Source organism: Flavobacterium haoranii (assembly GCF_009363055.1).
GTDB classification, from domain to species: domain Bacteria; phylum Bacteroidota; class Bacteroidia; order Flavobacteriales; family Flavobacteriaceae; genus Flavobacterium; species Flavobacterium haoranii.
The window spans coordinates 627068-652529 of the sequence record NZ_CP045292.1 but is presented as its reverse complement, the minus strand read 5'-3'; the positions used below and the strand labels follow the sequence as shown (position 1 = coordinate 652529).

Here is a 25462-nt window from a genome sequence, read left to right as displayed (position 1 = left end):
TTTTGTAAATTTTATTTGTCAATATGTAAAATACACTTTACATTTGAATTGTATTTTAATTCAATTCTTATGAAAACACATTTTCTTTTTCCAAATCAATTTAAAGTAATTGGTTGGTTATTATTTGTTCCTAGTATTGTTCTTGTAATAAGTTTATCGCTTTCACGAATATCAATTGACGATTATTTACAAGTAAAAGTATTTGCTATTTATGCAGATGAGTTTATGGGTAAACAAACATTTTTAAAAGTAATAACTAATGGAATATTAGATGAAATATTAACTATTACAACAATTGTTGGTGGTTTATTTGTAGGATTTTCAAAAATGAAAACGGAAGATGAAATGATATCGAAAATTAGATATGAAAGTTTAGTTTGGTCAACTTATTTAAATTACGGACTTATACTATTCTTTACCATTTTCATTTACGGAATTTCCTATATGAATGTTTTAATTCATAATCTATTTACGTTACTGTTATTTTTTATAATACGTTTTCATTATATGATTTACAAACTTAATAAAGCTAGCATCGATGAAGAATAATCTCAAAGTTTTGCGAGCTATTAAGAATATTTCGCAAGAAGAATTAGCAAATCAAATTGAAGTGAGCCGCCAAACGATTAATGCCATGGAAAAGGGTAAATACGTTCCCTCTACCTTGCTAGCATTAAAATTAGCACGCTTTTTTGAAAAACCTGTTGAAGAAATTTTTGAACTTGAAGAAAATGAATAAAAAAATCCCAATCTTGCGATTGGGATTTTAAGATTCTGAAAAAATTCAGAATGACAATATTTACTTTTTAAACTTGTTTATTCCACTCTCTAACCAAGCTTTGTATTCTTCTGCATCTGGTGTATAACCAACAGGAATATTTAAATCTTTTCCTTCAGTATCTTGTATAATATATAAAGGTTGTGCATTACTTTTATAACGTGTAATTTGAAAATCACTCCATTTATTACCAATAGTTTTGATTTCTTTTCCTGTTTCTTTTGAAACATATTGTTCTTCTTTTGGTAATTCAATTCTTCTATCGCAAACTAGCGAAATTAAAACCACTTCATTTTTAAGGATATTCAAAATTTCCGGTTTAGACCAAACGTTTTCTTCCATTTTACGACAGTTTACACAAGCATCTCCTGTAAAATCTACTAAAGCAGGTTTGTTTACTTTTTTAGCATATGCCAAACCTTCTTCATAATCTTCAAAAGCAATAATTCCTTGTGGGCCTAAATGTGCATGTTCAGGTAATTCGACATTTGTTTGAACAGACGAACCATTCCCTCCTATTCCATAAGGACTTTCGCTATAAGTCATTGGCGGTGGAAACCCAGAAATTAATTTTAATGGAGCACCCCATAAACCTGGAATTAAATAAACAGTAAAAATTGTGACTAAAATTGCCATATATATTCTACCAACTGATAAATGTGTAAGTGGACTATCGTGTGGTAACGTTAATTTTCCGAATAAATAAACTGCCCAAGCTCCGAAAATTGCAATCCAAATTGCTAAAAATAATTCTCTTTCTAACCAATGAGATTGCGAAACTAAATCGGCATTTGATAAAAATTTAAATGCTAACGCTAATTCTAAAAATCCTAATGAAACTTTAACTGTATTTAACCATCCACCCGATTTTGGTAACGAATTCATCCAACCTGGGAACATTGCAAATAACATGAATGGTAAAGCTAATGCTGATGAAAAACCTAACATCCCAATTATTGGAGCAATTCCTCCTTTAGAAGCTGCTTCTACTAATAAAGTTCCTACAATTGGTCCAGTACAAGAAAATGAAACAATAGCTAAAGCTAATGCCATAAATAAAATTCCAATTATTCCGCCTCTATCCGCTTGACGGTCAACTTTATTTGCCCAAGAATTTGGTAACACAATTTCGAATGCTCCTAAAAAAGAAGAAGCAAAAACTACTAAAATGATAAAGAAAATAATGTTGAACCAAACATTGGTAGATAATGCATTTAATGAATCGGCTCCAAAAATTCCTGTTACTAATGAACCTAATAAAACGTAAATTAAAATAATAGAAACACCGTAAATAATTGCGTTTTTCTTTCCTTCTGCTTTTGTTTTACTTTGCTTTGTAAAAAAGCTTACCGTCATGGGAATCATTGGGAAAACACATGGTGTTAATAACGCTGCAAAACCACCCAGAAATGCAAAAATAAAAATTGATAAGAAGCTTCTTTCTTCTGCTTTTTGCTCTACATGTTCTGCTGTTACAACCTCATCTTTAGTTATTTCTTTTTCAGTAATAGTATCAGTTCCTAAAACAATTTTCTCTTCAGAAACTGTGTCCATAACTGAAGTTACAACTTCAGTTACATTTTCAGTTGAAGCTAATTCTTTTACAGCTTCTGACTTAATTACTGGAAGTTTAAATGTGAACGATTTATCTTGAGTAATACATTGCTCTTTACAAACTTGGTAAAACAAATCAACTTTAATTTCTTTTAAACTCGTATTAGTAACTTTTACTTTCTGAGTAAATGTGGCATTATGAGCAAAGAAATATTCGTCGACTTCAAAAATATCATTAAATACTTTTTTGTAGGGACTTTCAACTGTCTTTCCCACTAAACTATAATTTCCTTTTTGATTTTTATAAGTAAACTCTGTTGGTAAAACTCCTCCTTCTGGTGTAAATTGAGAATACATATGCCACTCGTTATCGATAGTAGCATTCATTACCAATTCGAACTCATTATTCGATAATTGCTTTACCGAAGTTTTCCACTGTACTGGATCTAAAATTTGAGCATGTATTACTAACGATAAAAGTAATGAGGCAAAAAGGAATATTTTTTTCATTTGTTTAATCTTCTAATTGTATTTTTATAATGTTGTGTGTTGTTTCTGTTGCTATAAATCGTTCATCGGCTCTTTTTCCTATAACCCAAACAATTTCATTATTGGAACATAAAAGCCATTGATTTTCTTTGTCGAAAAGTGAATATTTTTCATCCTTATAAAACTTGCTTAGTTTTTTCTTTCCTTGCATTCCACTTGGATAAAAAACATCGCCTGCATTCCATTTTCTAATTTCCAAAGGAAAACTCAACTTATCTTCATCCACAAAAATAACATGCTTACTTGGATTAGAAATGTTATCTACTTTACTTTTCGTAATTTTTAAGGGAACTTTAAGAGTATTTTCATCTTCGTTAAGAAAGTAACTCTCAAAATTATCTGTTTTTTCAAAAAGCAATAATGAGGTTCTATCTTTCAACAAAATAAATTCTTCCGAAAAAATTTGTTTTCCTGAAGTTGCGTTCACCAAATCATAAATATCATTCCAAGCAGTAAATTTGTATGGTTTTAACCAATGATACAAATAGGTTTTCCAGTTTTGAAGTTTTAGCAATTTTTCTATTGAAATTACTTTTTTGTTTTCATCTTCTTGGACAACATCATTATATTTCAAATTGACTTCATCTTCAATTAAAGCTTGGCTTTCATTTAAAAATTCTTGCGTTTTTTGAAAGTTCTCTAAAAATGTTGGGTGTAATTCTTTTAGAATCGGAACAATTTGGCGACGGATTTTATTTCGTAAATATTTATAGGAAGCGTTGCTACTATCTTCTTTCCAAAACAATTCATTTTCTTCAGCGTAAGCTAAAATTTCGTCACGAGAAAATGACAATAACGGACGAATAATGTAATCGTTTTGTGCAGGAATTCCGGTTAACCCTTCTAAACCCGTTCCACGACTTAAATTGATTAAAAATGTCTCCAAATTATCATCGGCGTGATGTGCCGTTAGTAAATATTGAAAATTATTTTGATTTAGCTTTTCTTGAAACCAATTGTAACGCAACTCTCTCGCTGCTAATTGAGTAGAAAGCTTTTGCTCTTTAGCATATTGTTCCGTTTCAAAATAACGGATACTGTAATAAATTTGGTTTGCTCGACAAAAATTTCTTAAAAATTGAGTTTCAGCCTCACTTTCTTCTCCTCTTAATTGGAAATTACAATGAAGAATAGAAAATTTATAATTCGACTTTCTAAATAAATCAACTAAAACCATACTGTCAATTCCACCGCTAACAGCAATAAAAAATTTACTTTCTTTTAAGAAAGGAAATTGCAATTGAATATGGTTTTGGAATTGGTTTAACAAACTATTTATGTTATTTTTTACACCCCTAAAGTCCCCCTCAAGGGGACAATTTTGAAAACAAAGATAATTTAAATATTTTTCAAGTCTAAAAATCTAATTTCTAACTTCTAATTTCTGAATTTAAAACCTCAAACATTGCTTTGGCTTTAATTAAACATTCTTCATATTCATTTTCAGGAATCGATTTTGAAGTAATGGCACTTCCTACAGAAAAAGATACATACTTATTTTCAGCATTGTATAAAATGCTACGAATTACAACATTGAAATCGAAATCGCCAGTTGGAGTAAAATAACCAACTGCACCACTGTACAAGCCTCTTCTTGTTTCTTCCAATTCTTCAATAATTTTCATAGCGGAAATCTTCGGAGCTCCAGTCATGCTTCCCATTGGGAAAGTGGAACGAATAACCTCAATTGGCGAGATAGAATTTTCAACATTTGAAGCTATTGTAGAAATCATTTGGTGAACTTGTTTAAAAGTATAAACTTTACAAAGTTCTTCTACCTCAACACTTCCTTTTGAAGCGGTTTGTGATAAATCATTTCGAACCAAATCAACAATCATAATATTTTCAGAACGTTCTTTTTCGTTTTGTTCTAGCTCAATCTTCAATTGCTCATCTTGTTCTAGGTCAAAACTACGCCTAGCGGTTCCTTTTATAGGTTGGGAAATAACTTTATTTCCTTCTTTTTTTAAATAACGCTCTGGTGAAGCTGACAATAAATATCGTTTGTTATTTTTAAAATAAACTGCAAATGGAGGTTCTGAAATTTCGTTTAGTTTTTGATAAATTTCTAAAGGATTAATCTTTACTTCATCAGCATAAAATTCCATACAAAAGTTAGCTTCGTAGATATCGCCACGATGAATGTAATCCAACATTTTTTGGACTTTTTCTAAATACTTTTCTTTAGAAATTTGTTGGTGAATAGTTATAGTTGACTTTTGACTTTTGACTTTTGACTTTTGACTTACTATTTCATTAAAATCATATTCGATTTCGTCGTCAACAAAATGTAAATATTGAATTTCTAATACATTTTCTTTAAATAGAAACAACTTTTTAGGTTGGAAGAAAAACAAATCCGGAAAATGTAAACCATCAAAATTATTAGATTGTAATTTTTCAATATCATTCTTTAAATCATATGATAAATAGCCAAACAACCAATCTTTAGTAACCGATTGATATTGATATAAATCATCAAAAGCATTTTGATAATCCGTTTGAATAGATGTAAAAGCTTCAACAGCAACCACAAAATCATAATTTGAATATTGCTGTTCGTAATTATTTGAATCTAAAACAACCACTTCTCTAAATTGGTTCGCCCAATGAAGTAGTTTTGTTTTAAAATCGTTAGTATTTTGTATGTGTTTTAATAGTGAAGTTCTCACAAATCGCATTTAAAAATTCAAAAATACAATAAAAAAAGTCCGCATATAGCGGACTTCTCATATATAATGTTTTTTTTAAACGTGTAATGCTCTATTGTCTGTAGCCGCTAATGCTGCTTCTTTAATAGCTTCAGCAAATGTTGGATGCGCGTGCGACATTCTTGAAATATCTTCTGCACTTGCTCTAAATTCCATAGCCGTAACTGCTTCTGCAATTAAATCGGCGCAACGAGCACCAATCATGTGAACTCCTAACACTTCGTCTGTTTTAGAATCCGCTAAAATTTTTACAAATCCGTCGATATCGCCACCAGCTCTAGCTCTTCCTAAAGCTTTGAAAGGGAAACTTCCTGATTTATAAGCTACACCATCTGCTTTTAATTGCTCCTCTGTTTTACCTACAGCTGCAACTTCTGGCCAAGTATAAACTACACCCGGAATTAAGTTATAATCGATATGCGGTTTTTGACCTGCTAAGTATTCAGCGACTAAAACTCCTTCTTCTTCTGCTTTATGCGCTAACATTGCTCCGCGAATTACGTCTCCGATTGCATAAACATTTGAAGCCGTTGTTTGTAAATGATCGTTAACTACAACTTGACCTCTTTCGTTTATTTGAACTCCTGCTTTTTCAGCATTTAATCCATCGGTGTAAGGACGACGTCCAACAGCAACTAAACAGTAATCTCCTTCTAATGCAATTTCATTACCTTTTGCGTCATCAGCTTTTACCGTAACAGCGTTTCCGTTTCTAGTTACTTCTTTTACTTTATGCGAAGTATAGAATTTCATTCCTTGTTTTTTCAATACTTTAGTCAATTCTTTTGATAAAGCACCGTCCATTCCAGGAATAATTCTGTCCATATATTCTACAACAGAAACTTGAGCTCCCAAACGTAAATACACTTGACCTAACTCAATTCCTATAACTCCTCCACCAATGATTACTAAGTGCTTTGGAACTTCTGGTAATTTTAAAGCTTCAGTAGAAGTAATAATTCTTTCTTTATCAATTGAAATAAATGGTAATGATGAAGGTTTTGAACCTGTAGCAACTATAATATATTTTGATTCAATTACTTCAGAACTTCCGTCATTTTTAGTAACTTTTACAGAAGTTGCACTTTCGAAAGAACCTACACCTTCAAAAACAGCAACTTTATTTTTATCCATTAAATATTTTACACCACCTGAAGTTTGATCCACAACTGCTTGTTTTCTGTCAATCATTTTTTGAAGATTCACTTTCACATCACCAGAAACTTCAATTCCATGATCTGCAAAGTGTTGTAATTCTTCATAATGATGTGAAGATGCTAATAACGCTTTTGAAGGAATACATCCTACATTTAAACATGTACCTCCAAGGGTTGAATATTTTTCAATAATAGCTGTTTTGAAACCTAATTGAGCACAACGAATTGCTGAAACATATCCGCCTGGCCCAGAACCAATAATGGTTACATCAAATTGACTCATTTTGACTTTATTTTTTTAGTAGTTACTTTAATTATTTATTGAAAACAAAAGTACAATTTTTAAAAGAATTAAAGATTGGCTTTTATTTAAAATTAATGTTATTTACCAAGATTGTAAATTTCTTGTATAGATTTTAATTTTTCTTCATAATTAAAGTTTAAATCTATTAATTTTCCTGTTTTAATATCGAAAACCCATCCGTGAATAGTTGGCGTGTTATCAGCATTATAGTGTTTTTGGAAAATTGCTGTTTTAATAACATTAATACATTGTTCTTCAACATTTAGTTCTACTAAACGATTATAGCGAGCATCTTCATCTTCAATTGCATTCAATTCTTTGCTGTGCAAACGAAAAACATCTCTAATATTTCTTAACCAAGGATTTAAAATTCCTAAATCTTGTGCTTGCATAGCTGCTTTTACTCCACCACAAAAATAGTGTCCGCAAACCACAACATGCTTAACATTTAAATGACCAATTGCATATTCAATAACCGATGCTGAGTTATTATCGTTATTAGGAACTAAATTTGCAATATTTCTGTGCACAAACATTTCTCCTGGTTTCATTCCTGTCATGTCTTCTGCTGTAACACGACTATCGCTACAACCTATGTATAAAACCTCTGGTGATTGCCCTTCAGATAAATGTTGAAAGAAATCAGCATCTGTGGCTTTTTGTCTTTCAATCCATGCTTTATTTTTTTCGAATACTTCTTGATATAAATTCATGCTTTTATATTTTTAAATAATTATTTCTTATGTTAACTTAAATGCAGTTGAATACTTTACTTCTCCAATCATAAAAGTACTATGTGTACTACCAATGTCTTTTATAGTTGTTAATTTAGTAACCATAAATTCGCGGTACTCTTCCATATCTTGAACAAAAATTTTCAAAATATAATCATAATCACCACTCACGTGATAGCATTCTAAAACCTCATCTAATTTTAGAATTTCTTTTTCAAAATGCTTTATTAAGTCTATATTATGTTGAGCTAATTTAACATGACAAAAAACAACAAAATTTTTCTGTATCTTTGACTTGTCAATTATCGCTACATATTTATCGATAACGCCTTCACGTTCTAATTTCTTTATTCTTTCATAAACTGCAGTAACCGAAAGGTTTAATTTATCTGACAGTTCCTTAGTAGTTTTTTTAGTATCCGCTTGAAGTAATTCAAGTAGTCTTTTATCTATAACATCTAACTTCATTTTGAAATAAATTTTATTACAAGCACAAAATTACAAATTAAAAAGAATATAGTTCTACTTACAAGTGTTTTTTTAGTTTTAAAAACCATATTTTATTAAATCAGTTGAAAAATTAATTGTATTTTTTAAAATTTGCTTTATAATTCAACAAATCAATTACTTATGAGTCAATTCAATCCAGCTGATAAAATCCAAGATTTACAATACTTTGGAGAATTTGGTGGCGTTAATCCATCAATTTCAGATAGTTCTACTTATACATTCCTTTCTGCAAAAACAATGTTTGATACATTTGAAGGAAATGCAGAAGGGTGCTATTTATATTCACGTCATTCTTCTCCATCAAATCTATATTTGGGTCAAGCATTAGCAGCAATGGAAGGAACCGAAGCTGCAAATGTTGCTGCATCTGGAATGGGAGCCATTACACCTGTAATTATGCAATTATGTGGCGCTGGCGACCATGTGGTTTCAAGTAGAACAATTTATGGCGGAACTTATGCTTTCTTAAAAAACTTTGCTCCAAAATTTAACATTCAAACAACTTTTGTTGATATTACTAAATTAGACGTTGTAGAAGCTGCAATTACTCCAAATACTAAAGTTTTATATTGCGAAACTGTGAGTAATCCATTATTAGAAGTTGCCGACATTGAAAGTTTGGCTAAAATTGCTAAAAAACATAACTTAAAACTTGTTGTTGACAATACGTTTTCTCCTCTTTCGGTAGCTCCTGGAAAACTAGGTGCAGATGTTATTATTCACAGTTTAACAAAGTTTATTAATGGTAGTAGTGATACTGTAGGTGGTGTTGTTTGTGGAACTCAACAGTTTATTGATGATTTACGTAATGTAAATGATGGAGCAAGCATGCTTTTAGGACCTACAATGGACAGTTTAAGAGCGGCGAGTATTTTAAAAAACTTGCGCACACTACATATTAGAATAAAACAACATAGTTTTAATGCTAATTATTTAGCAGAAAAATTTGAAAAAGATGGATTAAAAGTGGTTTATCCAGGATTAGAAAGTCATCCTAGTAATAAAATTTATTCTTCAATGATTAATAAAGAATATGGTTTTGGTGGAATGATGACAATTGATGTTGGTTCACTAGAAAAAGCAAATGCTTTAATGGAATTAATGCAAGAAAGAAATTTAGGTTACTTGGCTGTAAGTTTAGGTTTCTATAAAACATTATTTAGTGCACCTGGAACTTCAACCTCTTCTGAAATCCCAATGGAAGAACAAATTGAAATGGGATTAACCGATGGTTTGATTCGCCTGTCGATAGGTTTAGACAATGATATTGAAAGAACTTATCAAATGATGAAGCAATGTATGCAAGAATTAAACATTTTATAATAAAAATAATTTAAATTTATAAAAACCGATTCAACTACTATTGGATCGGTTTCTTTTTTGAAAAAATAACAAATTGTTTATTCTTTTTCAAATTCCTATATTGCGTTAAATTTAAAAACCATTTATGAGTACAAAAATTCACAGAAATAAAGAATTAAATATTTTCGAAGCCTTAATACCCGTATTTGCACTAATTGGAATGCTTGCATTCAATGTTTTTGTTTTTGGAGATGAAGCCTTAGGTGGAAGTAATCAATTTGTTTTATTACTTGGAGCTGCAGTAGCCGCTATTGTAGGATTTTTTAATAAAGTTTCTTATAAAAAAATGCTCGATGAAGTTGCTGAAAATATCAAGTCTACAGCAGGAGCAATTTTAATATTATTAATGGTAGGTTCTTTAGCCGGAACTTGGTTAGTAAGCGGAATTATTCCTTCAATGATCTATTATGGATTACAAATTTTAAGTCCAGCTATATTTTTACCAGCAACTTTAATTATATGTTCGGTTATTTCAATTGCAACTGGTAGTTCTTGGACAACTTCTGCAACTGTGGGTATTGCTTTAATAGGAATTGGTGGTGCTTTAGGATTTGATTTAGGTATGGTAGCTGGTGCAGTAATTTCAGGTGCTTACTTTGGAGACAAATTATCACCAATGTCTGACACAACGAATCTTGCGCCTGCAATGGCAGGAACCGATTTATTCACTCATATTAAATACATGACTTTAACAACAGTTCCTACTTATGTAATAACATTAATTATTTTTATTATTTTAGGTTTAACAGTTGAAACTCATGGAACAGCAAACACAGCAGCTTTATTAGAAGACATTCAAAAAGCTTTTAATATTTCTCCTTGGCTATTTTTAGTTCCAGTTATTGTTATTGGTTTAATCGTTAAAAAGACTGAGCCTTTAATTGCATTGTTAGTTGGTACATTACTAGGTGCTATTTTTGCTTTAATTTTTCAACCAGAAATTATTTTAATGTTGTCTGGCGCAAAAGAACTAAACTTTATTTCAGGATATAAAGGTATAATGAATGCTATTACAATTGAATCTATTATACCAACAGAAAATGAAACTTTAAAGGATTTATTTAAATCTGGAGGAATGCAAAAAATGTTAGGAACCATTTGGTTAATTCTTTGCGCAATGGTTTTTGGTGGAATTATGGATGCTATCGGAGCATTAGCTAGAATCAGTCAAACATTATTAAAATTGGCACACTCTACTTTAGGTTTATTTGCTTCAACAGTAGGAAGTTGTTTAGCTTTAAACATTACAGCTTCAGATCAGTATTTAGCAATTGTTGTTCCTGGAAAAATGTTTGCAAAAGCATATAAAGACCGTGGTTTAGCTCCTGAAAACTTAAGTAGAACATTAGAAGACTCAGGAACGGTAACTTCTGTTTTAATTCCTTGGAATACTTGTGGAGCGTATCAATCGGGAGCGCTTGGCGTTAGTACTTTTGACTATTTACCTTATGCTTTCTTCAACATTATTAGTCCGTTTATGACATTAATTTATGCGGCATTTAACATTAAAATACGTCAAATTATTGACAATGTTAACGAATAGATAAATCTTATAGAGAAATAAAAATAAACCATAACTCAACCTTAGTTATGGTTTATTTATTTGTAATTTTGCCATAGAAAAATAATTAACATTTTAATATTTAAAATCATGGCATTAGTAGGAAAAAAATTCCCAAACATTACAGTTGACGCTATCTCTGAAATGGGAGATAACTTAAGAATCAACGTTTTAGAAGAAGCAGTAAATAACAAGAAAAAAGTATTATTATTTTGGTATCCAAAAGACTTCACTTTTGTTTGTCCAACAGAATTACATGCTTTTCAAGCTGCTTTAGGTGAATTTGAAAAAAGAAACACAACAGTAATTGGAGCTTCTTGTGATACAAACGAAGTTCACTTTGCTTGGTTAAATACTGCAAAAGATAATGGTGGTATTGAAGGTGTAACTTATCCTTTATTAGCTGATACAACAAGAAACTTATCTGCAGCTTTAGACATTTTAGATGCTGAGTGGGTTTTTGATGAAAACTTAGGAGAAGAAATTCTTGAAGGATCTAACGTTACTTTCCGTGCAACTTACTTAATTGACGAAGAAGGTAAAATCTTCCACGAAAGTGTAAACGATATGCCATTAGGAAGAAACGTAAACGAGTACTTAAGATTAATTGATGCTTACACTCACGTTCAAACTAAAGGTGAAGTTTGTCCTGCAAACTGGGAAGAAGGTAAAGATGCAATGAACGCAGATAGAAAAAGTACTGCAGCTTATTTAGCTTCTCACTAATATAATATGTCAATTTTCAATGTGTCGATAAGACAATTATTGGCACATTGATTTATTGTCTAATTAAAATTTCAAAAATATGTTTCAAGAAATAGAACAAGATAATTTACAAGAAATTGTAAAGTCAAACGATATTGTATTGGTTCAATTTTCAGCTTCATGGTGTGGAAATTGCCGTATTATGAAACCAAAATTCAAAAAATTAGCTTCTGAAAATGAAAACGTACCATTCTTAGTAGTGGATGCAGAAAAATTTCCAGAATCTAGAAAATTAGCTAAAGTGGATAATTTACCAACTTTCGCTGCTTTCAAAAATGGAGAATTGGTTAACCAAACTCAAACTAATAAATTAGAAGTTTTAACTGAATTAGTTAGTGAAGTAATTTAATTAATGGTTTTTTGTTCATAGTTTATGGTTATTTAAAAATTTATTTTAACCCTAAACCACTAACAGCAAACTATAAACTTTAAAAACATGAAATTACCTGTAATTAAACAATTAACTCAGTTTATTGAAGATAACGACCAAGATTACTTAGTTGAAGCTATTGAAGTTTTAGAAAATTTAACTGAAGTTTCTTCTTTAAAAGACGAAGAGTTAGATGTAATAGGCGAATTGATTTCGAATATGTACGGAGCTTTAGAAGTAAATAAAGCAATAAAAGAAGGAGTTGATAAAAAAACCGCTTTAAATAACTTTATGCAGCGTGTTTTAGGTTCAATAGATAAAGAATAAGCAAAACTCTCTATTTAGAGAGTTTTTTTAAACTTTTTTTTGTGAAAATTAGTTTTTTAACATTTTATTTTTAAATTGCGTAAAAAATAACAAGATTTAATGCGATTATGAATAAAATTACCCTACTAGTAAGTACCATTTTCGTTTTCAATATAAGTGTTTCTATTGCACAAGAAAATTTCCAATTAAAATCGAGGCCAACAAGTTTTGAATCTGTTGGCGCAATTGGTGATAGTATTTTCAACATGAAAATGCCGGTTAGTTATGAGGCAAAAAATGCTGTAATTACCAACAAACTGCCCTATCCTATTATTTTCATTCACGGATTAAATTCGAGTTCAGAAACTTGGAATACTACATCCAATTACCTGGATTCGCAATATGGTTTCACTTTTGGTGGTCGTTTTGATTTCTGTTTAAATGCCGACAATAACGATGCTTTAGCCAATACTAATTTTTATCCTACCTCAGGTGCAGATATTGCCGCTTTTGAAACAACATTAATGCAAAATGGTGATTACTATTATGTAAATTACGATGTTGATCCAGACGGTTCAATCGGATCAAGTGTTTATAGTAATCAATCGGCTATTGTTAAACAAGGTGCAGCTGTAAAAAGAGCTGTTGAACGTGTTTTAGAGCTTACTGGAAAAGACAAAGTAATTTTAGTCGGTCATAGTATGGGCGGATTAGCTTCTCGCGAATACATTCAAAATAGTTATAACTGGCAAGCAGACAGTCAGCATCATATTGCTAAACTTTTAACTTTAGGGACTCCGCACGGAGGTAGTAATGCTAGTGACATTGGCTTAGGATGGATTATTGGAATGGAAACACATTCGGAAGCGTTACGAGATTTAAAGACCACTTATTATTACAGTGGAGATCAAGGCCGTTATCTTTTTGGTGAATCCGAAATTAACGACTCTAACAACATGAACGAACATTTATGGGGTGATGATTATTGGAATATCGATGTAAATTGTAATGGAACAATTGGAGATAATATTGTAGGGTTAAATCAAAAAACTATTGATAATTTAATTGATTTTACCAATGTGGTTGGAAAAGTAAATGGCGATACTACAGACGGAGTAGTTACTGAAACTTCTGCAAAAATGAACAATTACTTAACTAACTTACAATTCCCCGCTAAATATTTCTACTATACAGCGATTGGTATTGAAGTTCATACCGCTTTAACTGGACGATTATATCAAATTATGCAAGGCTTAGATGAACCTAACTTTAAAGAATTGGCCTTCGGAATTGACATTAATACTGTTTATAATGGTTTTACTACGGTTCAAGAAAATTCAGCTGATGGTGATGACGATTATTTTAAATTTACCGTTACTGACAATATAATTGCCACTTTAGATATGAGTGCTATTGTAACAAGTCAAATGCAAGCTTCTTTTCTAGATAGTGCTGGAAACTTAATTGGAAGTATCCAAAACAATAGTGGTGCTACTTTAAGCAATACAGTAACATTAGCGCCAGGTGACTATTTTTTAAAATTAAGAAGCACTACTCCAACCAGTACTGATTATGAAACACCTTATCAATTTGTGATAAATACGGTTTTAAGTACAAATTCAAATACATTCGAAAACTTCAGTTACTATCCAAATCCAGTAAAAAACAAAATTACGTTTGATAACATTGCCCTTTCTCAAATTAAAATTTACAATACGTTAGGACAATTAGTCGCTGTTAAAAATTTGAATATAAACAATACACAACATCAAATTGATGTTTCCAATCTCACCAAAGGAGTTTACCTTTTTGTATTAGAAGATAAGTCTTCGCAGAAAACAATTCGAATAATAAAAGAATAATAAAAAATGCTCTCAAAATTGAGAGCATTTTTTTATTTATAATATTTCTTTTTAAACCAAAAGGCGAGATTTACTAAAGCTATTAAAGCTGGAACTTCTACTAACGGACCAATAACACCTGCAAAGGCTTGTCCGCTATTGATCCCAAAAACACCAATCGAAACCGCAATTGCTAATTCAAAATTATTCCCCGAAGCAGTAAATGATAACGCAACTGTATCTCTATAATTGGCACCAATTTTCTTCGCAACAAAAAACATTAAGAAAAACATAATCGAAAAGAAAATAACCAATGGAATAGCGATTCGAACAACATCCATTGGCAAATCAACAATCATTTCGCCTTTTAAACTGAACATGATTACTATAGTAAAAAGCAATGCAATTAGCGTAATTGGAGAAATAAAAGGAATAAATTTTTGATTGAAAAACTTATCTCCTAAATACTTTTTTATTGCAAATCGGCTTACAACAGCCAATGCGAACGGAATTCCTAAATAAATACCAACCGTTTTAGCTATTTCAGTAATGGTAATATTCAATTCTAAACCTTTGATTCCAAATAAAGGAAGCATCACATGCAAATAAAAATAAGCGTATAAACTGAAGAAAAATACTTGAAGTAAGCTGTTAATCCCTATTAAACCCGCTGTTAATTCGCGATTTCCTTCTGCAAGTTCATTCCAAACAATTACCATGGCAATACAAGGCGCAATCCCAATAATAATTAAACCTGTCATGTATTCTGGATACTCTTTTAAAAAGAAAGTTGCCAATAAAAACATTAAAAAAGGTCCAACAATCCAAGTAATAAAAAGTGAAGCCGATAGTAACTTTGGCTGGTTGAACATTTGAGGTACTTTAGAAAAATCGATTTTTGTTAATGGCGGATACATCATCAAAATCAATCCTAAAGCCAACGGAACATTTGTAGTTCCTGATGAAAAAGAATTGATAAAATTAGCTGAATTTGGAATGAAATAACCAATTCCAACACCAATTAACATTGCTAAAAAAATCCAAATCGTTAAATAGCGGTCTAAAAATCCTAATCTTTTTTCATTTCTAATTATTTGATTTGAGAAAACACATAAAACATTTCGCTCGCAATTTGTAAACTTCGTTCTGCGTATTTTTCGTTCATTAAATCTGTTCCATCAAATGTCTTTGGATCATCGTATTTGATTGGAAATCTGGCTTCTGCACCAAAAACCATCGGACAACCTTCATCAGCATTATTGCATGTCATAATAGCTCCAAAATTAGTTTTCGGATTAAAATCGTCGAAATATGCTTTTGAAAAACAAACAATTGGATGCTGATTTTCATCAAATTTTACTGCGTAAACTGGATTTTGTTCTTGACTTAATTTCTTAATTTGAAATCCTTGATTAACTAAAGTTTCACCAACTTTTGGAAACATAGCAGTAGCTTCTGTTCCTCCAGAATAACAAAACACGTTTTTAAATCCGAACTCAAATGCCATCGTTTGTGCCCATATTTGCGATAAATGACTTCTTCTTGAATTATGAGTGCAAATAAAATTCAAACGAATTTCTTCTTGATTAGTAACTTTACTTTGAATATAATCCATCAAAGGATTCAAGACTTCTTTACGTTCTTCAGAAACTGATAAATCAGCCAAACTCTCTATTGTTTGTTTTAAAATAGAATACATATTATTTTTTAATATAGTGAGCGAAAATAAAATTTTGAGTGGTGTCAAATGGTGTTTCGTGATCTTCTGTAAAGCAGTTCTCTAATTCGAAATCTTCTTCAAAAATAGCTTCAAGCTTCTCAACAGAATATTGTGTAATATCCAAACCACTGCATTTTTTTGGTCCATCTTCTGAGAAAGTTCCCAAAATAAAATGTCCGCCAGAGTTTAAAGCGTTTACAACATTAGTTTTATACTTTTGAAAATCATTTTCATCTGTAATAAAATGAAACGAAGCTCTATCGTGCCAAACATCAAATTTTACATCGGATTGAAAATCCAAACTATCTGAAACGATAAACGTAACATTCTTGGCTTTCTCACCAAGTCTATTTTTTGCACGCGCTAATGCAGCTTCCGAAATATCTAACAGGAATAAATTGGTATAACCCAAATCGAGTAAAGAATCTATCAAATAACTATCTCCGCCACCAATATCAATAATTGCAGCATTTTTAGCCACTTTACAAGCTTGTATTAACTGCATTGATGTTTGAGGTTGCTTTTGAAACCAACTCACTTCGTTTTCAGCTTTTGTAGTAAAAACTGTTTCCCAATGTTGTTTTTTGGTGTTTTCCATATTAACAACAACCTGAATCTGGTGTACAACAAGAAGTTTGGTTTGGTTTCCACTCTCCTATTTTTACTTTAGGCTTTTCATTTGGAATACCACATTTATCTTTAGCCATACAATTGGTTAATTTTGATGTTAACAGAAAAATTTTTCCGTCAAAATCTAAATCAAACTTACCAATCGTATCTGACATTTGATATTCTACTTCAATTTCTAAATCAGGAATTCCTAATTTACTTTCAAATAATTCAATAATGTGAATTAATTTTTCTGGATGTAAACGATGATCATAATCATTTGCTTCCCAAAGTTGAAAATTCACTACTTCTTCATTACGAATAGTTCCACCACAATCGATAAAATGTTTGGTTACTTTACCAACTTCGGTCACATGGAAATGACTTTGAACCAATTCTCCGTTTGGCAATTTAAAAGCTATCGTTTCTAGACTACTTAAAGCCTGTTTAATTTCTGACAGTTTCATTTCTTTATTTTTTTTAGTTTAACAACATTTATTTTCTAGTTTCTGAGAAATTTCACCAAAATAATAATGAATCTTTTGCATCGTTTCCAAGTTTAAACAATAACAAATTGCAGTTCCTTCGATATTACCTTGAATAATTCCTGCATTTTTAAGCTCTTTTAAATGCTGCGAAACTGTTGGTTGTGCCAATGGCAATTCGTTTACAATATCACCACAAATACAACTATCAACATGTAATAAATACTGTATGATTGCAATACGTGCAGGATGTGACATCGCTTTAAACAAAAGCGCTAAATCGTTTTGTTCTTTAGTAAAAAAATCGGCTTTTGATGCTCCCATAGTTTTGTTTAATTATTATATTGCAATATTACGATAAACGAATGAAATAACAAATAAAAAAGCCCTGAAAATTTCAGGGCTTTAAAATATTAAGATAAAAAGAGATTAGTTTCCTCCTTTTTCCATTTTAGCTTTTAATTCTGCTAAAGCATCAATATCACCTAAAGTTGATTTCTCAACATTATTATTTGATGAAGTTGAAGCTGCAGCTTCTTTAACAACTTTCTCTTCTTCTTCACGGAAGATAGCTGTATGAGATGCTACTACTCTTTTGAATTCTTTATTGAACTCAATTACTTTGAAATCAGCAGTATCACCTTTTTTCAATTTCTTACCATCTTCCATTTCTAAATGACGTGAAGGAATAAATGCAACAACATCATCACCGAAATCTACAGTAGCACCTTTGTCTACCATTTCTCCGATTGTTCCGTTGTGGATAGTTCCAACAGCGAAAGCATCTTCATGTTTATCCCATGGGTTAGCAGTAGTTTGTTTGTGACCTAAAGATAATTTACGACCTTCTACGTCTAACTCTAATACTACAACATCCATTTTGTCACCTACGTTTACAAATTCAGATGGGTGTTTGATTTTCTTAGTCCAAGATAAGTCAGAAATGTATACTAAACCATCTACACCTTCTTCTAATTCTACGAAGATACCAAAGTTAGTAAAGTTTCTTACAGTACCTGTGTGACGAGAACCTACAGGGTATTTAGAAGTAATATCAGTCCAAGGATCTTGAGTTAATTGTTTGATACCTAAAGACATCTTACGCTCATCTCTATCTAAAGTTAAGATAACCGCTTCTACTTCGTCACCAATTTTCATGAAATCTTGAGCAGATCTTAAGTGAGTAGACCAAGACATTTCAGAAACGTGGATTAAACCTTCAACACCGTCAGCTACTTCAATGAAAGCACCGTAATCAGCTAAAACAACTACTTTACCTTTTACTTTATCTCCAACAGCTAAGTTAGCATCTAAAGCATCCCATGGATGAGCGTTTAATTGTTTTAAACCTAATTGGATACGAGTTTTCTCATCATCAAAGTCTAAGATAACAACGTTTAATTTTTGATCTAATTCTAATACTTCACTTGGGTGGTTGATACGAGACCAAGATAAGTCAGTGATGTGGATTAAACCATCTACACCACCTAAGTCAATAAACACACCATAAGAAGTGATGTTTTTTACAACTCCTTCTAATACTTGTCCTTTTTCTAATTGACCAATGATTTCTTTCTTTTGTTCTTCGATATCAGCCTCGATAAGTGCTTTATGAGAAACAACAACATTTTTGAATTCGTGGTTGATTTTAACAACTTTGAATTCCATAGTTTTGTTTACGTATTGATCGTAATCGCGGATTGGTTTAACATCGATTTGAGAACCTGGTAAGAATGCTTCGATTCCGAATACGTCAACGATCATACCACCTTTAGTTCTACATTTCACGAAACCGTTTACGATTTCACCAGAATCGTGAGCAGCGATAACTCTATCCCATGCTTTGATTGTTCTAGCTTTTTTGTGAGACAATACTAATTGTCCTGTTCTATCTTCACGAACGTCGATTAAAACTTCTACTTTATCACCAACTTTTAAGTTGGGATTGTAACGAAATTCGTTTAAAGAAATAACACCTTCAGATTTAGCATTGATATCAACAATTGCGTCTCTATCAGTTAAACGTACAACTAAACCTTCTACAACTTCTTGATCATCAGTTGATACGAATGTTTTTGCTACTAAATCTTCAAACTCTTGTAAGTTTTTTTCATCAACAGCATCAATACCTTCTGCGTAGTTATGCCAGTTAAAATTTGCTAAAAACTCTTCTTGTGTTTTGTTAATTTCAGCCATGCTGATTAAAATAATTTGTATGCTGTGTCTTTAGAGTTTCAATTGCAGAGTAAAAACTACAACAGTGTTTTACATTATTTAATTGAATACCAAATGGAAACTCATCTCTGCCAAAAGGTGTGCAAAGGTAAAAACTTTTAATTAATTTACAAAGAATAAATTGCAGTAATTTACTGAAAATTAAAGGTATTGGTTCACTAAATTTAAAACAACATCAAATTGTTCTTCTTTGCTTAATGTAGAATTATCTACAACAACTGCATCTGCTGCCTGAACCAAAGGAGAATCGTCTCTATGTGTGTCGATATAATCTCGCTGTTGAACATTTTCAAGAACATCTTCAAAAGTAACGTGCTGTCCTTTCTCAATAAGTTCATTGAAACGTCTTTCTGCTCTAGTTTCTGCAGAAGCGGTCATGAAAATCTTTAATTCGGCGTTAGGAAAAACTACAGTTCCAATATCGCGACCATCCATAACGACACCTTTATTTCTTCCCATTTCTTGCTGTTGTTGAACCAATTTTGCTCTTACTTCAGAAATTTCTGCTACTCGGCTTACATTTTGAGATACTTCTAAAGTTCTTATTTCTTGTTCAACATTAACACCATTTAAGAACATTTCAGCAAACCCTAATGCTTCATTAAAATGAAATTTTAAGTGCACTTCGTCTAAATGATTAATTAAAGAATTTTTATCAAGAGTGTTTTCGGTTACCCAATTGTTTTGCATAGCAAAATAAGTTACGGCTCTATACATAGCACCAGTATCTACATAAACATAACCCAACTTTTTGGCTAATTGTTTTGCTAGTGTACTTTTACCAGTTGATGAAAAACCATCTATTGCTATTGTAATTCTTTTCATTTATAAATGTGTATATTTTTGCTTTTTGAGTTTATTCTAAATTTATCATTAAACCAAATAAACTCGTATTTGCGGCAACTGTATATCTTGAATAAGAATAATTAAAACGAACCTTTCCAAAACGAATACCAAAACCTGCAGATATTCCTGAAAAATTTCTTTGATCTATTATTCTAAGTTCTTCTCCTCTTCTAAAATTATAACCTAAACGAATATTAAATCCTTTTTCTGGGAATAATTCAGCTCCAAGAATAACGTGACGTAAAGCATTGTTAAAGAAAGATACTTTTTCTTCTTCTGTATTGCCATCTAAAGTTTCTTGAGCTCGATTTGGGTTTGAAAAGGCAATATTCCATTGCTGAAGGTTTTCTAAAGTTAAATGCCAACGAATAGGAACATGTTCCATTAATTGTGAAATTCCGGCATCAATTGCTAATGGTAACTTTTCATTAGTATTATCATAAGGTTTTATTTGAAAACCTAAATTTCGAACACTTACACCAATATTTATATCATTTCTTTGGTCAATATAAAGAAAACCTAAATCGGTTGCAGCTCCCCAAGAATTATAACTTTCAAGTGTTGAAGAAATCAATTTTACATTGGCTCCTACATAAAAATCTGTCCATGGAATATTGTAAGCATATCCAAAAGACAAAGCAGCTTCGCTACCTGTAAAGTCAGATGTAGCATTACCTAATTCGTCATAACCTTCAAAAGTTCCATAATTTACATATTGAACTGAAGTATGAAAAGTTTGTACATGTCGGTCCCAAGTATAAGCATAAGCACCACTTCCATAAGAAACTTCTCCATAATAACTTCCATAATTTACGGCAAGTTGGTTATGCATATCTCCATTAATTGTTGCAGGATTATAAATAGCTTGATTTACGTCATAATCTACTACAGTTACGGTTTTTCCTCCAAGTGCAGCTTGACGTGGCGATGGTGTTAAATTTAAAAACTGATAAACATACTTTCCTCCTATTTGTGCATAGTTTGATAGTGTGGTTAATAAAAGAAATAAAATCAGTTTTCTTTTCAGCATTTGTTTGTTTTAATACTAAACGTAAATGCGAAGATAAAATTATATCAAGACATAAAAAACAAAATCCGATTATTTTACTAACCGGATTTTACAAATTATATTTTTTTTGGATTTTTTACTTTTTGATTTGTAATTGCTAAATCAATTACTTCTTTCATAGTGTCTACGTAATGAAACGTTAATCCTTTTAAATATTCAGGTTTAATTTCATCAATATCGCGTTGATTTTCGGTACAAAGAATTATTTCTTTAATGTTAGCTCTTTTTGCTGCTAGTATTTTTTCTTTAATTCCGCCAACTGGTAATACTTTTCCTCTCAAGGTAATTTCTCCAGTCATAGCTAAAGATTTTTTTACTTTCTTTTGTGTAAAACTAGAAACCATCGATGTTAACATGGCAATACCAGCACTTGGTCCGTCTTTTGGAGTTGCACCTTCTGGAACGTGAATATGTATATTATTAGATTCTAATGTTTCCGCTTTAATTCCTAATTCTTCAGCATTAGACTTAATGTATTCCATAGCAATACTAACCGATTCTTTCATTACAGTTCCTAAATTTCCTGTCATGGTCATATTCCCTTTTCCTTTAGAAATTGTTGATTCTATGAATAAAATATCTCCACCTACAGAAGTCCACGCTAATCCAGTAACTACTCCAGCTGTATCGTTATTTTCATATTTATCACGCTCTAATCTTGGCGCTTTTAATACTTCAATAATATCTTCATCGGTAACTTTAATATTGTAAGGTTCTTCCATTGCAATAGATTTTGCTGCATAACGAACCATTTGAGCAATTTTCTTTTCTAAAGACCTTACTCCAGATTCTCTTGTATAACCCGTTACAATCTTTTCAATTTGTTTTTTACCAATAATTAAATCTGTTTCTTTTAAACCGTGTTCTTTTAATTGTTTTGGTAACAAATGTTTTTTAGCAATTTCAACTTTTTCTTCAATTGTATAACCCGACATGTTGATAATTTCCATTCTATCTTTTAAAGCTGGTTGAATAGTTGATAAACTATTTGAAGTAGCAATAAACATTACTTTAGATAAATCGTAACCAATTTCAAGGAAATTATCATAAAACTCGGCATTTTGTTCAGGATCTAAAACCTCTAATAATGCAGAAGACGGATCGCCATTATGACTGCTAGAAAGTTTATCAATTTCATCTAAAACAAAAACTGGATTTGAAGTTTTTGCTTTTTTAATATTTTGAAGAATTCGTCCTGGCATTGCACCAATGTAGGTTTTACGATGACCTCTAATTTCGGCTTCATCACGTAAACCACCTAATGACATACGCACATATTCTCTACCTAAAGCTTCTGCAATTGATTTACCAATAGAAGTTTTACCAACACCTGGAGGTCCATATAAACATAAGATTGGAGATTTCATATCCTTTCTTAGTTTAAGCACAGCTAAGTGCTCAATGATGCGTTTTTTTACATCTTCTAAACCGTAATGATCTCTATCTAAAATCTTTTGTGCTCTTTTTAAATCGAAATTATCATGTGTAAATTCACCCCAAGGCAATTCTAAAAATAATTCTAAGTAATTTCTTTGAATTCCAAAATCTGGAGAATTAGGATTTGTTCTTTGTAATTTAGAAACTTCTTTTTCAAAATGCTTCGCAATCTTTTCGTCCCATTTTTTAGATTTTGCTTTATTTCTCATTTCTTCAATTTCAGCTTCATGTGAAACGCCACCCAATTCTTCTTGGATAGTTTTCATTTGCTGTTGAAGGAAATATTCGCGTTGTTGCTGATCTAAATCGAAACGTACTTTAGATTGAATATCATTCTTTAATTCTAATTTTTGAAGTTCTAGATTCATGAAACGTAAAGTTTCTAAAGCTCGTTCTTTTAGATTGTGAATAGATAATAAACCTTGCTTTTCTTTTACAAAAAGGTTCATATTTGAAGAAACAAAGTTTACCAAAAAAGGTTTACTTTCAATATTTTTAATAGCGAAAGTTGCTTCTGTTGGAATATTTGGACTTTCCTTAATAATATCAATAGCTAAATCTTTGATAGATTCTATTATTGTATCAAATTCTTGGTCGTCTTTTTCTGGTCTTTCTTCAGGAACTTCTTTTATTGTTGCCTTAAAATAAGGCTCACTTTGTGTGATTTGATCTATTTCAAAACGTTTTTTTCCTTGTAAGATTACAGTAGTATTTCCATCGGGCATTTTTAATACTCGAATAATTCTAGCTACTGTACCAATATGATAAATATCGTTAGCTGTTGGTTCTTCAACAGATTCGTCTTTTTGTGCAACAACTCCAATTACTTTACCAGAAGCATTAGCATCATTTATTAATTTAATTGATTTATCGCGGCCTGCGGTAATCGGAATAACAACTCCAGGAAAAAGTACAGTATTTCTTAAAGGAAGAATAGGTAAATCGTTTGGTAACAATTCGTTATTCATTTCTTCTTCATCCTCTGGAGTCATTAACGGAATTAATTCCGCATCTTCATTCATTTCTTGAAGTGACAAATTGTCAAAGGTTATAATTTTCGAACTTGGCATATTTTTATATAAAGTCATTTTGTCATTAAAAAAAAGCTAACTTACTAGTTAAATTAATATTTTAATATAAATTAGCTAGTTATGAAGCTTATTAAAATTACTACTTTTAATAAGTCAACATTTATGCCACAAAAGTATGGTGATTTAATTTTCTTCTTTTGGAACTCTTAATAATAAGAAGAAACCTACTATAAAAAATAGGGTAAGAAAAACAATAGAATTTCTCATAGAACCTGTTAATTGATCTATAAAACCATATAATAACATACCAATAACAATTCCTATTTTTTCGGCTACATCATAAAAACTAAAAAAGGAAGTAGTATCTTGGGTATCAGGCAACAACTTAGAATAAGTTGAACGTGATAAAGATTGAATTCCTCCCATAACTAAACCAACGAATCCAGCAGTTATATAAAATTGAACAGGTTCGACAATAAAATAAGCACAAATGCAAATGATAGCCCAAATTCCATTTATAATTAATAATGATTTTATGTTTCCAATTTTTTCAGATAAATAAGATGTAACAATTGCACCTAGTACAGCAACTAATTGAATAACTAAAATAATGATAATTAAACCTGTAGTTTTTTCAGAATCTGACTTCCAATTTATTTCTTGTTCTCCAAAATATGTCGCTACTAACATTACCGTTTGAACAGCCATTGAATAAACAAAAAATGCTATTAAATATCTTTTTAAAACTATTCTTCCTAGAAGTTGTTTTTGAACTTTTAATAACTCTTTAAAACCATTAAAAAGAACATGATGAGAAACTTTATTAGAACCTTTATTACCTATTGGTAAATAATAAAAAGTATATTGACTAAATAAAAGCCACCAAACTCCTGTTAATAAAAAAGACAGTCTCATTGCTGCTAAAGCCGCTTCACCTTCATTTTGTAGTACAATAAATAAACAAATAAGTAATAAAATAACACTTCCAATGTAACCTAAAGAATATCCTTTTGCACTTAACTTGTCTTGTTGTTCATTGTAAGCAATATCTGGTAAATAAGAATTATAAAAAACTAAACTTCCCCAAAAACCTACTAATCCTGTATAAAAACACAATATTCCAAAGTAAATATTTTCTTTTGTAAACCAATACATTCCTATACAAGACAATGCCCCTAGATAACAGAAGAATTGCATGAAACGTTTTTTATTTCCCACAAAATCTGCAATTCCAGATAACAATGGCGAGAGAAAAGCAACCGTCAAGAAAGCAAAAGCAGTAACAAAACTGATTAAAGCAGTACTTTTAAAAGTATAACCTAAAAAATCTAAATATGGATTTTCCTTTGGAAATAAAAATCCAAAATATAATGGAAAAATTGCTGAAGAAATTACTAACGAATAAACAGAATTTGCCCAATCGTAAAATGCCCATGCATTTCTAAGTTTTAAACTACCTTTTTCTAGTTTTCTCATAAATTCAAAAAAAAATCCCGACTAATATCGGGATTTGTATTTAAATTAAAAA

Annotated in this window: 24 protein-coding genes; 8 read left to right on the top strand and 16 right to left on the bottom strand. The window is 31.0% G+C overall.

From position 1 onward, the window contains the following. The first annotated feature begins 69 nt into the window (after positions 1 to 69). On the top strand, positions 70 to 549 hold the full coding sequence (locus GCU34_RS03245; protein WP_072785943.1) for a hypothetical protein: 480 nt from the start codon (positions 70 to 72) through the stop codon (positions 547 to 549). Then, positions 539 to 739, top strand: coding sequence for a helix-turn-helix transcriptional regulator (locus tag GCU34_RS03240; protein WP_072785941.1), 201 nt, complete (start codon positions 539 to 541; stop codon positions 737 to 739). The genes GCU34_RS03245 and GCU34_RS03240 overlap by 11 nt, the downstream gene beginning before the upstream one ends. Positions 740 to 799: 60 nt before the next feature. Here GCU34_RS03240 and GCU34_RS03235 read toward each other — a convergent pair whose 3' ends face one another. From GCU34_RS03235 to GCU34_RS03210, 6 genes are all read right to left on the bottom strand, one after another. Further along, a complete protein-coding gene (locus GCU34_RS03235) occupies positions 800 to 2842 on the bottom strand; it encodes a protein-disulfide reductase DsbD family protein (RefSeq protein ID WP_072785931.1) in 2043 nt (680 codons plus the stop codon). A 4-nt stretch (positions 2843 to 2846) separates the two neighbouring features. Further along, positions 2847 to 4121 (bottom strand): tRNA lysidine(34) synthetase TilS, encoded by a 1275-nt coding sequence (gene tilS / locus GCU34_RS03230; protein ID WP_227658722.1) that lies wholly within the window; start codon positions 4119 to 4121, stop codon positions 2847 to 2849. Between the two features lie 130 nt (positions 4122 to 4251). Then, complete coding sequence (locus tag GCU34_RS03225; protein ID WP_072786018.1) at positions 4252 to 5553, bottom strand: anthranilate synthase component I family protein; 1302 nt, start codon at positions 5551 to 5553, stop codon at positions 4252 to 4254. A 75-nt stretch (positions 5554 to 5628) separates the two neighbouring features. Beyond that, on the bottom strand, positions 5629 to 7032 hold the full coding sequence (lpdA, locus tag GCU34_RS03220; RefSeq protein WP_072785928.1) for a dihydrolipoyl dehydrogenase: 1404 nt from the start codon (positions 7030 to 7032) through the stop codon (positions 5629 to 5631). Positions 7033 to 7130: 98 nt separating this feature from the next. Then, positions 7131 to 7766, bottom strand: coding sequence for a carbonic anhydrase (locus GCU34_RS03215; RefSeq protein WP_072785926.1), 636 nt, complete (start codon positions 7764 to 7766; stop codon positions 7131 to 7133). Positions 7767 to 7793: 27 nt separating this feature from the next. Continuing rightward, positions 7794 to 8255: an Lrp/AsnC family transcriptional regulator gene (locus GCU34_RS03210; RefSeq protein ID WP_072785924.1), complete on the bottom strand. Its 462-nt coding sequence runs from the start codon at positions 8253 to 8255 to the stop codon at positions 7794 to 7796. A gap of 162 nt (positions 8256 to 8417) precedes the next feature. Here GCU34_RS03210 and GCU34_RS03205 point away from each other — a divergent pair, with 162 nt between their 5' ends. The 6 genes from GCU34_RS03205 to GCU34_RS03180 all read left to right on the top strand — a co-directional run bounded on the left by GCU34_RS03205 (position 8418) and on the right by GCU34_RS03180 (position 14523). Then, positions 8418 to 9620: an aminotransferase class I/II-fold pyridoxal phosphate-dependent enzyme gene (locus tag GCU34_RS03205; RefSeq protein ID WP_072785922.1), complete on the top strand. Its 1203-nt coding sequence runs from the start codon at positions 8418 to 8420 to the stop codon at positions 9618 to 9620. 124 nt (positions 9621 to 9744) lie between these two features. Beyond that, entirely contained in the window at positions 9745 to 11202 is a 1458-nt protein-coding gene (gene nhaC / locus GCU34_RS03200; protein ID WP_072785921.1) for a Na+/H+ antiporter NhaC, read from the top strand. Positions 11203 to 11310: 108 nt separating this feature from the next. Further along, entirely contained in the window at positions 11311 to 11946 is a 636-nt protein-coding gene (locus GCU34_RS03195; RefSeq protein WP_072785919.1) for a peroxiredoxin, read from the top strand. A gap of 79 nt (positions 11947 to 12025) precedes the next feature. Further along, positions 12026 to 12334, top strand: a complete 309-nt coding sequence (locus GCU34_RS03190; protein ID WP_072785917.1) for a thioredoxin family protein — start codon at positions 12026 to 12028, stop codon at positions 12332 to 12334. An 87-nt stretch (positions 12335 to 12421) separates the two neighbouring features. Next, positions 12422 to 12682, top strand: a complete 261-nt coding sequence (locus tag GCU34_RS03185) for a DUF6952 family protein (protein WP_072785915.1) — start codon at positions 12422 to 12424, stop codon at positions 12680 to 12682. Positions 12683 to 12789: 107 nt separating this feature from the next. After that, positions 12790 to 14523 carry an alpha/beta fold hydrolase gene (locus tag GCU34_RS03180; RefSeq protein WP_072785914.1) on the top strand — a complete coding sequence of 578 codons (1734 nt, stop codon included), beginning with the start codon at positions 12790 to 12792 and terminating at the stop codon, positions 14521 to 14523. Positions 14524 to 14555: 32 nt separating this feature from the next. Here the strand turns inward: GCU34_RS03180 and arsB are convergent, their stop codons facing one another. From arsB to GCU34_RS03130, 10 genes are all read right to left on the bottom strand, one after another. Next, positions 14556 to 15596 carry an ACR3 family arsenite efflux transporter gene (gene arsB, locus GCU34_RS03175; protein WP_152378348.1) on the bottom strand — a complete coding sequence of 347 codons (1041 nt, stop codon included), beginning with the start codon at positions 15594 to 15596 and terminating at the stop codon, positions 14556 to 14558. Then, a complete protein-coding gene (locus GCU34_RS03170; RefSeq protein WP_072785910.1) occupies positions 15593 to 16201 on the bottom strand; it encodes an arsenate-mycothiol transferase ArsC in 609 nt (202 codons plus the stop codon). The genes arsB and GCU34_RS03170 overlap by 4 nt, the downstream gene beginning before the upstream one ends. 1 nt (position 16202) lies before the next feature. After that, entirely contained in the window at positions 16203 to 16820 is a 618-nt protein-coding gene (locus GCU34_RS03165) for a class I SAM-dependent methyltransferase (RefSeq protein ID WP_072785908.1), read from the bottom strand. A 1-nt stretch (position 16821) separates the two neighbouring features. After that, positions 16822 to 17298, bottom strand: a complete 477-nt coding sequence (locus GCU34_RS03160; RefSeq protein WP_072785906.1) for a DUF6428 family protein — start codon at positions 17296 to 17298, stop codon at positions 16822 to 16824. Positions 17299 to 17316: 18 nt separating this feature from the next. Beyond that, complete coding sequence (locus GCU34_RS03155) at positions 17317 to 17640, bottom strand: ArsR/SmtB family transcription factor (protein WP_072785904.1); 324 nt, start codon at positions 17638 to 17640, stop codon at positions 17317 to 17319. A gap of 105 nt (positions 17641 to 17745) precedes the next feature. Then, positions 17746 to 19512, bottom strand: coding sequence for a 30S ribosomal protein S1 (gene rpsA / locus GCU34_RS03150; protein WP_072785903.1), 1767 nt, complete (start codon positions 19510 to 19512; stop codon positions 17746 to 17748). Positions 19513 to 19692: 180 nt separating this feature from the next. After that, complete coding sequence (gene cmk / locus GCU34_RS03145) at positions 19693 to 20376, bottom strand: (d)CMP kinase (RefSeq protein WP_072785901.1); 684 nt, start codon at positions 20374 to 20376, stop codon at positions 19693 to 19695. Positions 20377 to 20407: 31 nt separating this feature from the next. Then, on the bottom strand, positions 20408 to 21427 hold the full coding sequence (porQ, locus tag GCU34_RS03140) for a type IX secretion system protein PorQ (protein WP_072785899.1): 1020 nt from the start codon (positions 21425 to 21427) through the stop codon (positions 20408 to 20410). A gap of 95 nt (positions 21428 to 21522) precedes the next feature. Continuing rightward, positions 21523 to 23973, bottom strand: a complete 2451-nt coding sequence (lon, locus tag GCU34_RS03135; RefSeq protein WP_072786016.1) for an endopeptidase La — start codon at positions 23971 to 23973, stop codon at positions 21523 to 21525. A 144-nt stretch (positions 23974 to 24117) separates the two neighbouring features. Further along, complete coding sequence (locus GCU34_RS03130; RefSeq protein WP_072785897.1) at positions 24118 to 25410, bottom strand: MFS transporter; 1293 nt, start codon at positions 25408 to 25410, stop codon at positions 24118 to 24120. Positions 25411 to 25462: the final 52 nt, after the last annotated feature.